The sequence below is a fragment of the Streptosporangium sp. G12 genome, assembly GCF_052983175.1.
This window is the reverse complement of record NZ_JBRIQO010000005.1, coordinates 29,552-43,176: the sequence shown is the minus strand read 5'-3', so window position 1 is coordinate 43,176 and position 13,625 is coordinate 29,552. Positions and strand designations below refer to the sequence as shown.

Annotated in this window: 16 protein-coding genes and 1 pseudogene; 6 read left to right on the top strand and 11 right to left on the bottom strand. The window is 67.8% G+C overall.

Translation table 11 applies throughout. The features are described from left to right. Window positions 1–28 precede the first annotated feature (28 nt). The 4 genes from ACVCAG_RS09280 to ACVCAG_RS09265 are packed head-to-tail and all read right to left on the bottom strand — an operon-like array spanning window position 29 to window position 2,553. Window positions 29–193: a hypothetical protein gene (locus tag ACVCAG_RS09280; protein ID WP_440087631.1), complete on the bottom strand. Its 165-nt coding sequence runs from the start codon at window positions 191–193 to the stop codon at window positions 29–31. Further along, entirely contained in the window at window positions 190–849 is a 660-nt protein-coding gene (locus tag ACVCAG_RS09275) for a DUF2637 domain-containing protein (protein WP_440087630.1), read from the bottom strand. The genes ACVCAG_RS09280 and ACVCAG_RS09275 overlap by 4 nt, the downstream gene beginning before the upstream one ends. A 35-nt stretch (window positions 850–884) precedes the next feature. Then, window positions 885–2,207: an FtsK/SpoIIIE domain-containing protein gene (locus tag ACVCAG_RS09270; RefSeq protein ID WP_440087629.1), complete on the bottom strand. Its 1,323-nt coding sequence runs from the start codon at window positions 2,205–2,207 to the stop codon at window positions 885–887. After that, a complete protein-coding gene (locus ACVCAG_RS09265) occupies window positions 2,200–2,553 on the bottom strand; it encodes an SCO3933 family regulatory protein (RefSeq protein ID WP_362899569.1) in 354 nt (117 codons plus the stop codon). The genes ACVCAG_RS09270 and ACVCAG_RS09265 overlap by 8 nt, the downstream gene beginning before the upstream one ends. A gap of 162 nt (window positions 2,554–2,715) precedes the next feature. On the opposite strand from ACVCAG_RS09265, the gene ACVCAG_RS09260 reads away from it, so the two are divergent. After that, window positions 2,716–3,054: a GntR family transcriptional regulator gene (locus tag ACVCAG_RS09260; RefSeq protein ID WP_440087628.1), complete on the top strand. Its 339-nt coding sequence runs from the start codon at window positions 2,716–2,718 to the stop codon at window positions 3,052–3,054. A gap of 8 nt (window positions 3,055–3,062) precedes the next feature. On the opposite strand, the gene ACVCAG_RS09255 is transcribed toward ACVCAG_RS09260, so the two are convergent. Then, window positions 3,063–3,239, bottom strand: a complete 177-nt coding sequence (locus tag ACVCAG_RS09255) for a hypothetical protein (RefSeq protein WP_440087627.1) — start codon at window positions 3,237–3,239, stop codon at window positions 3,063–3,065. Continuing rightward, on the bottom strand, window positions 3,236–3,457 hold the full coding sequence (locus ACVCAG_RS09250) for a hypothetical protein (protein ID WP_440087626.1): 222 nt from the start codon (window positions 3,455–3,457) through the stop codon (window positions 3,236–3,238). The genes ACVCAG_RS09255 and ACVCAG_RS09250 overlap by 4 nt, the downstream gene beginning before the upstream one ends. A 153-nt stretch (window positions 3,458–3,610) precedes the next feature. Between ACVCAG_RS09250 and ACVCAG_RS09245 the strand changes: the two genes are divergently transcribed. Next, window positions 3,611–4,351, top strand: a complete 741-nt coding sequence (locus ACVCAG_RS09245) for an XRE family transcriptional regulator (protein ID WP_440087625.1) — start codon at window positions 3,611–3,613, stop codon at window positions 4,349–4,351. A 3-nt stretch (window positions 4,352–4,354) separates the two neighbouring features. After that, entirely contained in the window at window positions 4,355–4,831 is a 477-nt protein-coding gene (locus tag ACVCAG_RS09240) for an NUDIX domain-containing protein (RefSeq protein WP_440087624.1), read from the top strand. Here the strand turns inward: ACVCAG_RS09240 and ACVCAG_RS09235 are convergent. From ACVCAG_RS09235 to ACVCAG_RS09225, 3 genes are all read right to left on the bottom strand, one after another. Next, entirely contained in the window at window positions 4,799–5,365 is a 567-nt protein-coding gene (locus ACVCAG_RS09235) for an HD domain-containing protein (protein WP_440087623.1), read from the bottom strand. The two genes, ACVCAG_RS09240 and ACVCAG_RS09235, sit on opposite strands and share 33 nt — an antisense overlap. Window positions 5,366–5,432: 67 nt before the next feature. Then, window positions 5,433–5,909 carry a GntR family transcriptional regulator gene (locus ACVCAG_RS09230; RefSeq protein WP_440087622.1) on the bottom strand — a complete coding sequence of 159 codons (477 nt, stop codon included), beginning with the start codon at window positions 5,907–5,909 and terminating at the stop codon, window positions 5,433–5,435. A gap of 4 nt (window positions 5,910–5,913) precedes the next feature. Further along, complete coding sequence (locus tag ACVCAG_RS09225; RefSeq protein ID WP_440087621.1) at window positions 5,914–6,258, bottom strand: hypothetical protein; 345 nt, start codon at window positions 6,256–6,258, stop codon at window positions 5,914–5,916. A 163-nt stretch (window positions 6,259–6,421) separates the two neighbouring features. Here ACVCAG_RS09225 and ACVCAG_RS09220 point away from each other — a divergent pair, with 163 nt between their 5' ends. Further along, a complete protein-coding gene (locus tag ACVCAG_RS09220) occupies window positions 6,422–7,156 on the top strand; it encodes an XRE family transcriptional regulator (RefSeq protein ID WP_440087620.1) in 735 nt (244 codons plus the stop codon). 101 nt (window positions 7,157–7,257) lie between these two features. Here the strand turns inward: ACVCAG_RS09220 and ACVCAG_RS09215 are convergent, their stop codons facing one another. Then, window positions 7,258–7,743 carry a YxiG-like protein gene (locus ACVCAG_RS09215; protein WP_440087619.1) on the bottom strand — a complete coding sequence of 162 codons (486 nt, stop codon included), beginning with the start codon at window positions 7,741–7,743 and terminating at the stop codon, window positions 7,258–7,260. Window positions 7,744–8,338: 595 nt separating this feature from the next. Then, window positions 8,339–9,562 (bottom strand): annotated as a pseudogene (locus ACVCAG_RS09210) (IS481 family transposase); the annotation flags it as partial. 493 nt (window positions 9,563–10,055) lie between these two features. Between ACVCAG_RS09210 and ACVCAG_RS09205 the strand changes: the two are divergent. Continuing rightward, on the top strand, window positions 10,056–10,493 hold the full coding sequence (locus tag ACVCAG_RS09205; RefSeq protein WP_440087618.1) for a hypothetical protein: 438 nt from the start codon (window positions 10,056–10,058) through the stop codon (window positions 10,491–10,493). 1 nt (window position 10,494) lies between these two features. After that, the gene (gene fxsT, locus ACVCAG_RS09200) at window positions 10,495–13,620 is read left to right on the top strand and encodes an FxSxx-COOH system tetratricopeptide repeat protein (protein ID WP_440087617.1); all 3,126 of its coding nucleotides are present in this window, start codon (window positions 10,495–10,497) and stop codon (window positions 13,618–13,620) included. Window positions 13,621–13,625: the final 5 nt, after the last annotated feature.

Sequence of the window (13,625 nt, the reverse complement as noted above, 5' to 3'; positions counted from 1 at the left end):
TACGGCCAGGCCGGGGGCGCCGACGGTTTCAGCAGAAGCCGAGACCGTCGCAGGACTCGCAGGTGATGCCGTGGCTGTCGAGGCCGGTGGCGCCGCAGTCGCAGCACCGCCACCGCTTGGGCGTGATCAGCGCAAGCGGCTCCTGCTCGCCGTCGTGCGCGGTGGTGATGGTGCCTTCTCTCTCGTCTTTCATCGGGCGGCCTCGGAGGTGGTGCGCAGGGTGCGCAGTAGGTCGGAGGCGAGTTGGTTGGACACGCCCAGGCGTGCGCGCAGGGTGTCGCGGCTGATCGGCTTGCCCTGGGTGCTCTGGTACTCGGTGGCCACGCGGCGGGCGTAGTCGACGAGTTCCGAGGACGGGCCGTCCGCGGCTTGGTCCTGGTCGTCCTTGTCGTCCTCGGTGGCGGGGACGAGCGCGGGCACCGGGGCCGGCTCGGAGGACGGGGCCGGGGACGGCTTGGGACGGGGGCCGGAGGCGCGGCGTTCGAGCATGGAGACGGCGATCAGGAAGGCGCCCGCCGGGGTGGCGGCGGTGATCCAGCCCCAGGTGGAGGCTTCGGCTTGGTGGAGGTTGGCGGACAGGGACAGGACGATGCCGAGGATGAGGACGAGGGTGGGCCAGGAGGCCAGGCCGTCCCGGACGCGTCCGGTCTTCTTGTCGCGCTGGCGTTCGCGGGCGGCCATGACACAGGTGAGGTCGACGCACACGGCGACGGCCCAGGCCATCCAGCCGCTCTGTCCGTGTTCGGTGGCGGTGTCGCGGATGTGGGTGAACGAGCCGGCCCCGGCGATCGCGGCCAGGACGATCACCGGTCCGGAGTCGAGCAGGGCGGCGAGCAGGTTTCGCGTCATGGTTCCTCCCTTCAGAAGTCAGGGGGTATGGAAGGTCAGGCGGGGACGTCGACCGGTTGGGCGGCGGTGATGTCGTCCCAGGACGGGGTGAGGTGGGCGTAGGTCTTGGCGGCGTGTTCGGCGGTGTTCTCGGCGACGTAGAAGGAGCGCGCCCGATACCACTGGCCGTCTTGGGAGGCGACGATCGCGACGCCGGGGGTTTCGGCGGGGATCGCGCGGGCGGAGACCAGGGCGGCGGGGTCGAGGTCGCCGAGGGTCATGGTCGCGGTTTCGGGGTCGTTGACCCGGTGACAGATGCGTCCCGAGCACTGGGCGCGCAGTGCGGTGACGCCGGGGCCGAGGTCGGAGCCGATGCGCTGGCCGGAGCAGAACAGGTAGATCCCGAACGCGCGGCCGAGCTGTCCGATGCGCAGCAGCGCGGTGGAGGTCCTGGCGATGTCGTCCTTCTCGGACTTGTCGGCCATCAGATACAGCTCGGCCAGCTCGTCGACGAGCACCACGACCGGAACGGGGCGCACCGCCGGGGGGAGCTGCCAGATGTTGCGGGCGCCGGTCATCCGACACAGGCCCATCCGGTCGATCATCATGCCGATCAGGTCGGCCAGCAGCCGGGTGCACTCGGCGCGCTCGGTGGCCAGCGCGGACAGGCGTGCGGCGTAGGGGGTGAACTCCACGCCGCCTTTGAGGTCGAAGCCGACCAGGGCGACCGGTTGCGGGGCCAGGCCGACGAGCAGGGCGTTGGCGAGGTTGGACTTGCCGGACTGGGTGGCTCCGGCGTTGATCCAGTGCGGCACGGTACGGAAGTCGATCACCCAGGGTTTGCCGGTCTCCAGCCGTCCCACGGCGACTTTGAGCAGGTCGGTGGAGGGCGGTAGTCGGTCGACCTGGACGAGGGGGTCGCGGATGGTGGTGTTGATGACGAGGCGTCCGGGGCGGGGTGAGGAGACGCGGACGGCGTGCACACCCCAGGAGTGGGCGAGGCGTTCGGCGGCCTGGGCGTAGTCATCGGGGATCTGACCTTCCAGCAGGCGCAGGGTGGCACGCCAGCCGTGCCGGGTCGGCATGGGCAGCCACATCCAGGGTTTGGTGTCGACGGCGACCCGGCGAAAGCGGCGCCGTACCTTGACGGTGCCGGTGGAGACGAGGGCGCCGGGGGTGAGGGTGAAGGCCCAGCGCGCCCGCTTCTTCGTCAGCCCGCACCCGAGGGCGACCTTGCGCCAGGTGGCGCGGACGCTGAGGGCGGTGAGTGGGTAGGCGGCGACCAGCCAGAACGACCGGCGGTGAAAGCGCCGCCATGCCCACAGAGTGACCGCGATGCAGGCCAGGACGATGAGGGCGAGCCTCAGAGAGTCAGGCACCCTGCTCTCCTGCGGGGATGCCGGAGACGGGGACGATGGAGGTGGCCTTGTAGCTGATGCCCCATCGCGAGGCGCCGTTCTGCGGGATCTCCCACACGTAGCCGACCATCGCGGTCGGTACGACGTCCTGGCCGGGGGCGATCGGGGGTTGTCCGGAGGTTCCGACCTTGACCAGTTCGATCCGGCCCAACTCGTCCTCGGCGAGCAGGACGGATTCGTAGATCTTGTTGCCCTCCTTGTCGGTCTTGATCTTTCCGGTGTCCTGGTCGACCACGCGGGGACGGGCGGCCTTGACGCAGGTGAAGCGGAGTCGGTGGACATCGACGGGGATCGGGATGTTGCGCATGGATATACCTCCTTATTTGGCTAGGACAACATAGTCAGCCTAGTTGCCATGGGTGTCAATGGCGTGCCTTTGTGCTGAACCAGTAAGCTCGGTAGGCCAAGTTGGCCTAGTCGGGCCAGCTAAGACGGTGGATTAAAACAGGCAGGCGACAGAAGAGGGGCGATGGTCAAGAACACCGGACGACCCGGTTATCTGCAGATCGCCGACGACCTGCGCGAGCAGATCCGGCGCGGCACCTTGGAGCCCGGAAATCCGCTGCCGTCCACCACTCAGCTCGCGACGACGTACGAGGCGTCGCTGAGCGTGGTGAAACTCGCCGTCGGGGTGCTACGAAACGAAGGGCTGGTCATCGGCCAGCAGGGTAAGGGCGTCTTCGTCCGCGACGCCGCCGCCCCGGCCCTGCCGCCGGCCGCGGAGGAGTTGGCCGAGATGCGGGCCACGCTGCGGGATCTGTCGCAGCGCCTGGAACGGGTGGAGTCAAAGTTGGCCGAGCGCGAGTAGTTCGCCGCTCATCCGCGAACATGGCAGCCGGTGACCCGCCGCGCCAGGCCCGCCGCCCGGGTCGGGGGAACGCCCCCCAAGGACATCCGCCGATCCTCCTGGCGCATGCCGACCATGACGAGCACGTAGCCGACCAGTACGGCCATCCCGAGGACGAGGCCGATGATCAGCGGGATCGTGGTCACGTCCAGCTCACCCCAGCCTCGGCGAGGTTGCGCGGGCGGCCGGCCGGGCGCCTGCTCTGCCCGCGCCGCTTGCTCAACCGGCGCTTGGCCGCCTGCCCCTGACGCCGGATCCACCGGTCCCGGGCCAGGCACTTGCGGCAGGCGATCCGCCCCTCCTCCAGGGCCGCGCCGCACACGCAGGTGGGCGTCTCGTCGATCGGCCGAATGTCGTTGATCACTGTGTCTCTCCTCTCGATCGCTGCTGTTGCTGCCTTGCGATATCGAGAGTGCGGCAGAGAGGCGGGACGAGATCACTACAGGATGGGACATGTTCAGGACGTCCGGTCTACGATTGCCACGTCCCTGGACGTCCCTTCTTACGGGCAGGTGAGATGGCGAACGAGCGGTTGCGCACGGCATTGCTGGAGCGGGGAACGACGATCGCCGAGTTGGCCGAGGCCATCGAGGTGGACGCCAAGACCGTGGAGCGGTGGATCACCCAAAGCCGCACCCCCTACCGCAAGCACCGCTTCGCCGTCGCCAAGTACCTCGACGCCGAAGAGGCCTACCTCTGGCCCAACGCGCTGACGCCAAAACAGGCCGCCGCGGTCTCCGAGACCGAGATCGTCACCGTCTACCCGCACCGCTGGGCCGTACCCCGGGACGCCTGGGGACGTCTGTTCTCCGCCGCCAGAGAAGAGATCGGCGTGCTGGTCTACAGCGGCACCTTCATCTCCCAGGACACCGGCCTCATGCGCCTGTTCGCCGACAAGGCCAAGGCGGGCGTACGGGTGCGCATCCTGCTCGGCGACCCCGACTCACCCGAGGTCGCCCAGCGCGGCGCCGACGAGGGCATCGGCGACGGTATGGCCGCGCAGATCAGGATGTCGCTGGTGCTGTACCGGCCGTTGCGCCAGGTCGAAGGCGTGGAGATCCGGCTGCATCGCACGGTGCTGTACAACTCCATCTACCGCGGCGACGACCAGCTTCTGGCCAACACCCACCTGTACGGCATGCCCGCCGGAGACGCACCCGTCCTGCACCTGCGCAAGGTGGTGGGCGGCGGCATGGTGTCGACCTACCTCGACAGCTTCGAAGCCGTCTGGGCCGGAGCCACGCCGGTAGAGTCCTGACCCATGGCCCGCCGGATCGACTTCTACGACGACCCCTCCGCGCCCGCACCCAACAGCCTCGTTCCCTCGGTCAACGTCGTCGTCACCAACGACGCCGGGGACATCCTGATGATCCACCGCACCGACAACGACAACTGGGCCGTCCCCGGCGGAGCCATCGACCTCGGCGAATCCCTCCCGGCCGCGGCCATCCGCGAGACGTTGGAAGAGACCGGCATCACGTGCGAGATCACCGGCATCGTTGGCACCTACACCGACCCCAAACACGTCATCCTCTACACCAGCGACGGCGAAGCCCGACAGGAGTTCTCCATCGTGCTCACCGGCCGCCCGATCTCCGGCGAACCAACGCCGAGCGACGAGTCCCGCGAAGTGCGATGGGTACCGCGCGAGAAGGTCGACTCACTGACCATGGACCGTTCGATGCGCCTGCGGATCGGCCACTATCTAGCCGGCACCACCGGACCGTACATCGGCTAGCGCGACCTGAACCGCCCATACCGCCGAGGTGATGCACGGCGTCGCGTTGGTGATCGATCTGCTCACCAGATGCTCGGGACCGTACCGGGAATGGATCTCCGCCAACCGCACATCGACCTCCAGGGGAAGCCCGTCCGGGCTGGTGGTCATGTCGCAGTAGGTCAGTGCCTCCACCAGCTCCGGACGCTCCTGGTCGAACTCCTCGTTCAGCACATCCAGCAGGCCGCGTTCGGTGGCCTCATAGACCGCGCACGAGTGATGCGCCACCAGCCGGACGAGCTTGTCATCGGCCTGGTGCACCTCGCGCAGGTAACGGGCACCGTCGAGCGGATGGAACCCGGTGTCGACCAGCGGCGGCGCGTACCCGATGTCATGCAACCAGGCCGAAGCGGTCAGCAGGTCGGACTCCTGACCGAGGATCGGCGCCAGCGACTCGGCACGCGCGGCCACCCCTTGCGTGTGCGCCCACCGGCGCGGCAACGGCTGCTCCAGCAGCTCTTTGGCCAGGTCACGTGCCCACTCAGCTTGTCCCATGCGGTTCACGATAGACGCCGTCCCCCGAGGCGAATCCAGTACGCGAGCCGAGACGTCCCAGGACGTCTCAGTCCGGGAGAGGACGGACAAACCGGCCCTTGCCATGCGCGGTCACGATCAGCCCCTCGCGCTCCAGCTCACCAAGGGCATGGCGCACCGTGTTGCGCGAAGCCACATATTGCCGCCGGAGCACGTTCTCACTCGGCAACACCGCCCCAACGGCCAGAACGCCCCCGCGGATCTGCGCCCGCAGATCCCTCGCGATCACCTGATACCGATACTCCGCCGCGCCAACCTGCTGCCTCTCCTCCTTCACCACGCGCCCCTTGCCGGGCATCGTGACGATCAACCCCTCACTCTCCAGGACGGCCAGGCCGCGACGGACGGTCGTGCGGGCCACGTGAAACTCCTCGACAAGGGCCGCCTCGGAGGGCAGAGCGCCGCCGACCGGATACTCGCCGGAGGTGATCTTTTCGCGAAGCCGGTCGGCGATCTGGGGATAGACCAGCCCGCCGGTCAGCCACCTGCTCGTCTCAGAGATCATCGACTCAGGTACGGTACGCGTCGGCGATCTTGCTCAGATCCACGGTCAGCGGCTCCTGCTCACCCTGGCGCCAGCCTTCCCGGGCCGCGGTGGAGATCCGCTTGGCCGCACTCGCCAGGCGAAGTGAGGAGGTCCGCTCGTCCAGCTGGTCGCCCCAGTAGAACCAGTGGAACGCCGTCTGGACATAGACCCGCCGGGTCCGGAAATGCCGGTCGACGACCTCCAGGCAGGGCTGTCCGGTGTTGTCGACGATCAGAACGGTAGTGATCTCCAGCGAGGACAGCTGCTCGCGCAGCAGGGTCAGCAACTCCTGCTGGTGGGCGCGCTGTCTTTCTCGTGCGGTGGTCATGGATGTGCTCCTGTCAGCGTGAAGGGCGTAGTCCCTTGGGTGGGAGCCCGTGCCGACGAGCTTCGTCTTCCGGGGTTGGAGATCGACACCGCAACTTAGGGACGTCTAGGGACGTCTTATGTTAACGTCGCAGGCACTGACCGTGCCACGGGAGGTGCTACCCATGAACGAGAACCTGCGCCACGCCCTCATCCGCGCGCGGCTCCAACCCCTCGACGTCGCCACCCACCTGACCGTCGACCCCAAAACCGTCACCCGCTGGCTGGCCGGCCGCATCCCCCACCCCCGCCACCGCCTGGCCGTCGCCGACCTTCTCGAAGTCGACGAGAGCGACCTGTGGCCCGATGCCATCCGCCACCGTTCAGGGCTCACCAGTGAATTGAAGGCTGTCTATCCCCATCGGTGGGCGGTACCGGCGGACACTTGGCGCACGTTCTTTGCGTCCGCCACCACCAACATCGACATCCTCGTGTACAGCGGTCTGTTCCTCGCCGAAGACTCCGGGCTCCTGCGCATCCTTGCCGACCGAGCACAAGCCGGGGTAGGCGTACGCATCCTGCTCGGCGACCCCGACAGCCCGCACGTGACAACCCGCGGCACCGAGGAAGGCATCGGCGGTGACGTCATGGCCAGCAGGGTCAGAAACGCCCACGCCCTCTACCGGCCACTCCAGAACGTCAAGGGAATCGAGCTCCGGCTACACCGCACGGTGCTCTACAACTCCATCTACCGCGCCGACAACGAACTCCTGATCAACCTGCACGCCTACGGCACCCGAGCCCCCGAAGCGCCCGTCATCTACCTGACCCATACCGAAGCCAACAGCACCGCAGCGACGTACCTGACCAGCTTCGAACACGTCTGGACCAGCGCCGAACCCGCAGGCCGGAAGCTCTGACCGTCAGCCTGTTCAAGATGTCAGGGCTCAGGACCCGTGCGACAGATCCGGCTCGGGAGGTGGGTGACACTCCGGCTAGATGATCTGTTGCTCTCTGATGCCTATTGAATCGGAAAGTTGTGGTTTGGTCCCTGCCATTCGGGCGGGAGTTCTTCGATCTGCAGGTCGGAGAAGATCAGGGTCAGATCATGGGCGTTGGCCTGGATTCGGACCTCGTGGAAGTCGATACCAAGGGCTGTGGCCCAGTGTCGGGCGGTCGGTGAGTCGGTGATGAGCGTGGCCCCGGGGTAGAGATCCTGCCAGTTGACGCCCCAGACGTATCCGTCGAGGTCGACGCCGGTTTCGTAGGTGATGAGCCGGTCATCGAGGGACGCGCGCCACGTGTCGGCCGAGACGGTGGTGGTGCAGGTGGCTTGCACGCAGTGGCGGAACAGGTAGCGCAGCGTCGCCGGTGCGATCCCGCTTCGCGGGTCGGTAGTTACGTGGATCACGAGCTGGTAGTCGCGCATGTAGTTCGTGAAGCCATGGTTGAGCAGCGCCTGGTCGAAGACGTCGTCCAGGGCTTGTTGCAGCTTCGCCGGATCCATGCACGCAGTTCTACCCGACGGCGTGATCTTTCGGTCAGTGCTGGGGTTTGCGGACTTTGAACCGGGCGATCGGTTTGGTGGTGGTGCGGGCGACCTCGGCGATGACCTGGCCGGCGCAGGTGATGCGGAAGGTGGCGTCGGCTGCTTCGACGGTCACGGTCGCTGCGGCGTGGCCGATGCCGACGCCGATGCGCTGTCCGGCGATGGCGATCCAGCCGCGGCTGCTGACCCGCCGCTGCACCCGCATCGGTTCGGTGGCCGGTTGGGGTGTGGGCCCGGCGGGGCGGGCATCGCGCAGCCGGGCCGCCTGATCGCCGGTGAGCGGGTTGGGCAAGCTGCGCAGCAGCGTGGCCCCGTCACTCAGGTGCAACACGGCGCCCTCCAGACGGATGGTCAGCCGCCGTCCGGCGAACGGGGAGCCGACCGGGTATTGCCGGCCGCCGAGGGAGACCGAACCGGAGGCGTTGACGGTCTGCTCCACCTCGACCGCACCGTTGGCACCGGGGTGGGCCGGTGCGGCGGCCGGTTGGAGGCGGGTGCCGCCCTCGGCGATCAGCTGCCGCAGATGCTGGACGGTGAGCCGGGACGGCACCTTCTTGATCCGGGCCCCGGCGATCAGCAATTCGACGATGCCGGCGTCGGCTCGCAGGGTGAGCGTCAGACCGGCGCGGTGGGTGCCCAGCCAGAACTGCTGCCCGCAGACGGTCAGGTTGCCCGAGGCCGGCACGACCCGCGTGAACTCCACCGCCAGATCCACCGGATCGATTCCGTTCACCGGCATCACCGGCGTTGCTATCTCGACCGGCACCGGTGCCAGCGCCGCCGGCTCAGCGACGGTCTCAGGTTTCGTCTCAGGTTCGGAAAGTGCTCCTGCGGCGCGCAGGTCCGCCGGCAGGCGCAGCGGCAGCCGCTCGTCGCAGCGGGGCCGGAACCGGTCGGCGGGGCGGGCCATGTCCAGCCCCTGGTGTGGGCGGTGGGTGTTGTAGTCGGCGACGAAGGCGTCCAGGACCTGCTGGGCGTGCTCGATGCTGTCGAACGGGCCGTGGTCGTCGAGCAGTTCGCGGCGCGGGGTCTGGTGGAAGCGTTCGACCTTGCCGGTGGTGGTGGGTGAGTGCGGGCGGGTCAGGCGGTGGGTGATGCCGTTCTCGCGACAGATCCGGTCGAACAAGACCTCTCCGCCGCGGCCGAAGCGGGCGGTGAACTGCTTGCCGTTGTCGGTCAGCAGCTCATCGGGGACGCCGTGGCGCTCCAATGCGTCGGCCAGGGCCAGGCACACGGCCCGGCCGGTGGGCCGGGTCACCACGGTGGCGGACACGCAGTAGCGGGAGTGGTCGCCGACCCCGGTGACGATCTTGCATTCGGTGCCGTCGGCCAGCATGATCCCGCCGACGATGTCCATCTGCCACAGCTGCATCGGCTCAGATCGCTGCCAGCGCGTGTAATCCTCGCGCCGCCGCCCCCGAGGAGTGAGCTGCACCAGGCCGTGACGCACCAGCACCCGATGCACCGTCGCCCGGGACGGCACCGGGCCGGGGCAGGTGCGGCGGATCAGCTCCCACACCAGCCGGCGAGCACCCCAGCGGGGATGGTTACGCCGCAGCTCACAGATCAACGCCTCCACCGCGGCCGGAGTTCGAGCCGGGGAGGTGTGCGGGCGAGATGAGCGGTTCGACAGCCCGCCCAGACCCTGATCGCGATAGCGGCCCAGCCACCGATGCACCGTTTGACGCGAGACTCCGAACCGCCGGGCGACTTCGGTGACGCTCGCTCCAGATGACACCTGCAACACGGCTTGATACCGCTGCTCGACCACGCTCAACTCCGCCAGCACTCGGCGAAGTGTCATACACGTCCTGAGCACGATCTGTCACGCAGATCATAAGACCTGACACAGCCCGCTCAAGATCGAAAGAAACTTATCTGTTCGTCTTTAAAGGCGATCCGCCTACGGCGTCTCGCCGCGCGTAGGCGGTCGCTGGCCGCGCTGCGGCTCTTCGGCCGGTCGCGGCCAGCGCCACCCACGCGCTTTCGATAACCAGGCGACAGAACTTGCGAGACGAGGAAGCTCTTTGCCGATGTCGTCGTGGTGGCGGCCGTGACGATCGCTCACTTCGGCGCTGGCCGTAGCCAGTTGGGGCGATCGGCTGCCGCAGCTCTCCTTCGTCGAGCCTTGCCACTGGATAACGCAGAGTGGATCGAAGTTGACGCTTTGCCAGTGTTGGTTGCGGTTTGGTGATTAGAGTCGTTCATGGCGAGGGATGCCACGAGCATGCCGTCAGGGGTCGTCATGAAGTATGGGGAGGACTGAAAGCATGAGCGGGGATCTGGTGACCCTGGCCCAGGAGGTGTCGCCGTACGTCACGGCGGCGGTCGGCGCCTATGGCGGTGCGGTGCTGGCCAGGGCCAATGAAGAGGCTGCCGATGCCACGGTCGGATGGGGACGTGCGCTGCTGCAACGCATCTTCGGCGTGACCTCCGAGCAGGAGGTGCCTGAGGCGGTGGCGGAGCTGGCCGCCGATCCGGACAACGAGGATCTTCAAGCGGTCTTACGGGTCCAGATCAAAAAATTCCTGACGGCTGATCCGGAGCTGGCCGCTCAGGTGCGGGCCATGCTGGAGCAGGCTGATGTCGCCACCGGCCGCACCGTCACCACCACGGTTACCGCATCGGGAAAGGGAGCGATAGCAGCCGGGCGCGACATCACCGGCTCGGTCACCACAGGCGATCAGTCCCCTATCACTCCTGCTTGATATGCCGCAGACCCCACCGGAAGCGGTGGTCACCGCATCAGGTGCGAAGGCAGTGGCCGCAGGAGGCGATATCGGCCAGGCCACTACAGGGGATCACTCGCCGATCTATGCGCCCCGTCTGGAGCCGGGCAGTCTGCTTCCCGCCCGGCAAGTCCATGTTCGGCCCCACGAGCCGGTGCGCCACATGGAGGCGCCACGAGCCTGGCAGTTCGTCGGCCGCGGGCAGGAGTTGGAACAACTGCGGGAGATGCTGACCGGTGAGGGGGCGCCGGTGGTGGTGCGCCAGGTGCTGTACGGCATGGGCGGGGTGGGCAAGTCCGAGCTGGTCCGCCAGTACGCCCACCTCTACCAGGATCGCTACCCGGTGGCGTGGTGGATCACCGCTGACTCCCCACGCAACTTGCACCAGGGCCTAGCTGCTTTAGCTGCGGTGCTTCACCCGCCGGTCGGTCTGGTCGGTGACGTCGAGCAAGCCGCCACCTGGGCGCTGGACTGGCTCCAGGCCCATCCCGGCTGGCTGGTGGTGCTAGACAACGTCGAAGATCCCGACGACATCCGCCCGCACCTGAACCGGCTATCAGCCGGCCACCTGGTGATCACCACCCGGCGAGATGTCTACTGGCAGGGCCTGACCCCCCTGGCGCTGCCCGTACTGGACAGGGTGCCGGCACTGAAGTTGATGCGCGCCATCATCGAGCAGTCCCAGCCGCTCAGCCCCGACCAGGGGGCCGACTTGGAGACCATCGCGGCCGAGCTGGGGTATCTGCCGCTGGCGCTGGAGCAGGCAGCGGCCTACATGCACCAGCAACACTGCAGCCCTACCCGCTACCTGCGGCAACTGCGCGAGGAACCCGCGCAGATACACGCGCGATTCCCGCACGGCGGCGAGGCCGAGCGAATCATGGCCCGGTTGTGGCACCACCACTTGACAGCACTACAAGACCACGACCAACGCACCGGCCTGGCCACCGAACACCTCCTGCGGGTGCTGGCCTGCTACGCCCCCGATGACATTCCTCGCCTCCTGCTCGGAGTCCTCCCGCCCGGCGATCACCAGGATGAGGCAACAAAAAACGGCGAGGACGGGTGGGATGAGGCGTTAGGAGTACTGGCTTCCTATAGCATGATCGCCCGGTCCGGAGTGGACGAGGCTGAGACGATCAGCATGCACCGGCTGTTCCAGTCCGTGATCCGCCATGGCCTTGACTACGACGATCCTCGCCAGCACGTCGCGCGCAGCACCGCCCTGATCTGGATGGGGCAGGCGCTACCGCCCGATCCGGACTCTAACGTTAGCGGCTGGCCGTTATGGCGCGATCTGATGCCCCACATCGACGCTTTGGTCTCCTGCAACCGGCACGGAGACGAACCTGTCGAACTCAGCCTCATCCTCAACCAGGCCACCCTCTTCACCCGAGTGCAAGGTCAGCATCAACGAGCCCATGATCTCGCCCAGCGGGCGTTGGCCATCGCTGAGGCCGCCTACGGCCCCGATCACCCCATCGTCGCCACCTTGCTGGGTAACCTCGCGGTCAATTTCCGTGCGCTGGGGCAACCGGGTGAGGCGGTGCTGTTGGAGCAGCGGGCGTTGGCCATCGCTGAGGCCGCCTACGGCCCCGATCACCCCATCGTCGCCACCTTGCTGGGTAACCTCGCGGGCAGTTTTCGTGCGCTGGGGCAACCGGGTGAGGCGGTGCTGTTGGAGCAGCGGGCGTTGGCCATCGCTGAGGCTGCCCACGGCCCCGATCACCCCACCGTCGCCACCTTGCTGGGTAACCTCGCGGGCAGCTTCTGTGATTTGGGGCGGCCGGGTGAGGCGGTGCCGTTGGAGCAGCGGGCGCTGGCCATCACCGAGGCTGCCCACGGCCCCGACCACCCCGACGTCGCCATCCGGTTGAGTAACCTCGCGCTCAGCTTCCGTAATTTGGGGCGGCCGGGTGAGGCGGTGCCGTTGTTTGAGCGGGCGCTGGCCATCACCGAGGCCACCTACGGCCCCGACCACCCCAGCGTCGCCATCGGGCTGGGTAACCTCGCGCTCAGCTTCTATGATTTGGGGCGGCCGGGTGAGGCGGTGCCGTTGGAGCAGCGGGCGCTGGCCATCACCGAGGCCACCTACGGCCCTGATCACCCCGACGTCGCCATCCGGTTGGGTAACCTCGCGGCTAGCTTTCGTGCGCTGGGGCGGCCGGGTGAGGCGGTGCCGTTGTTTGAGCGGGCGCTGGCCATCACCGAGGCCACCTACGGCCCTGATCACCCCGACGTCGCCATCCGGTTGGGTAACCTCGCGGGCAGCTTCCATGCTCTGGGGCGGCCGGGTGAGGCGGTGCCGTTGTTTGAGCGGGCGCTGGCCATCACCGAGGCCGCCCACGGCCCCGACCACCCCGACGTCGCCATCGGGCTGGGTAACCTCGCGGGCAGCTTCCGTGCGCTGGGGCGGCCGGGTGAGGCGGTGCTGTTGGAGCAGCGGGCGCTGGCCATCACCGAGGCCACCTACGGCCCCGACCACCCCAGCGTCGCCATCTGGTTGGGTAACCTCGCGGTCAGCTTCCGTGTTCTGGGGCGGCCGGGTGAGGCGGTGCCGTTGTTTGAGCGGGCGCTGGCCATCACTGAAGCTGCCTACGGCCCCGACCACCCCGACGTCGCCATCGGGATGGGTAACCTCGCGGGCAGCTTCCGTGTTCTGGGGCGGCCGGGTGAGGCGGTGCCGTTGGAGCAGCGGGCGCTGGCCATCACCGAGGCCGCCTACGGCCCCGACCACCCCGACGTCGCCATCTGGTTGGGTAACCTCGCGGTCAGCTTCCATGCGCTGGGGCGGCCGGGTGAGGCGGTGCCGTTGTTTGAGCGGGCGCTGGCCATCACCGAGGCCACCTACGGCCCCGACCACCCCGACGTCGCCATCGGGCTGGGTAACCTCGCGGTCAGTTTCCGCGCGCTGGGGCGGCCGGGTGAGGCGGTGCTGTTGTTTGAGCGGGCGGTGGCCATCACTGAAGCTGCCTACGGCCCTGATCACCCCGACGTCGCCGCCCTACGAGGTGCTCTGTCCTACACAATGAACGCTTCATGCCATTGTGGGTCAGGTAAGAAACTCAAAAGATGCCACGGAACCGCCTCTAAGTCCGTTACCTAAGAGCG

Coding starts and splice junctions, on each gene's coding strand:
- fxsT (WP_440087617.1), top strand. CDS start 10,495: ATGCCGCAGACCCCACCGGAAGCGGTGGTCACCGCATCAGGTGCGAAG.
- ACVCAG_RS09225 (WP_440087621.1), bottom strand. CDS start 6,258: ATGACCACCGCACGAGAAAGACAGCGCGCCCACCAGCAGGAGTTGCTG.
- ACVCAG_RS09280 (WP_440087631.1), bottom strand. CDS start 193: ATGAAAGACGAGAGAGAAGGCACCATCACCACCGCGCACGACGGCGAG.
- ACVCAG_RS09215 (WP_440087619.1), bottom strand. CDS start 7,743: ATGGATCCGGCGAAGCTGCAACAAGCCCTGGACGACGTCTTCGACCAG.
- ACVCAG_RS09245 (WP_440087625.1), top strand. CDS start 3,611: ATGGCGAACGAGCGGTTGCGCACGGCATTGCTGGAGCGGGGAACGACG.
- ACVCAG_RS09220 (WP_440087620.1), top strand. CDS start 6,422: ATGAACGAGAACCTGCGCCACGCCCTCATCCGCGCGCGGCTCCAACCC.
- ACVCAG_RS09205 (WP_440087618.1), top strand. CDS start 10,056: ATGAGCGGGGATCTGGTGACCCTGGCCCAGGAGGTGTCGCCGTACGTC.
- ACVCAG_RS09235 (WP_440087623.1), bottom strand. CDS start 5,365: ATGGGACAAGCTGAGTGGGCACGTGACCTGGCCAAAGAGCTGCTGGAG.
- ACVCAG_RS09265 (WP_362899569.1), bottom strand. CDS start 2,553: ATGCGCAACATCCCGATCCCCGTCGATGTCCACCGACTCCGCTTCACC.
- ACVCAG_RS09230 (WP_440087622.1), bottom strand. CDS start 5,909: ATGATCTCTGAGACGAGCAGGTGGCTGACCGGCGGGCTGGTCTATCCC.
- ACVCAG_RS09260 (WP_440087628.1), top strand. CDS start 2,716: ATGGTCAAGAACACCGGACGACCCGGTTATCTGCAGATCGCCGACGAC.
- ACVCAG_RS09275 (WP_440087630.1), bottom strand. CDS start 849: ATGACGCGAAACCTGCTCGCCGCCCTGCTCGACTCCGGACCGGTGATC.
- ACVCAG_RS09240 (WP_440087624.1), top strand. CDS start 4,355: ATGGCCCGCCGGATCGACTTCTACGACGACCCCTCCGCGCCCGCACCC.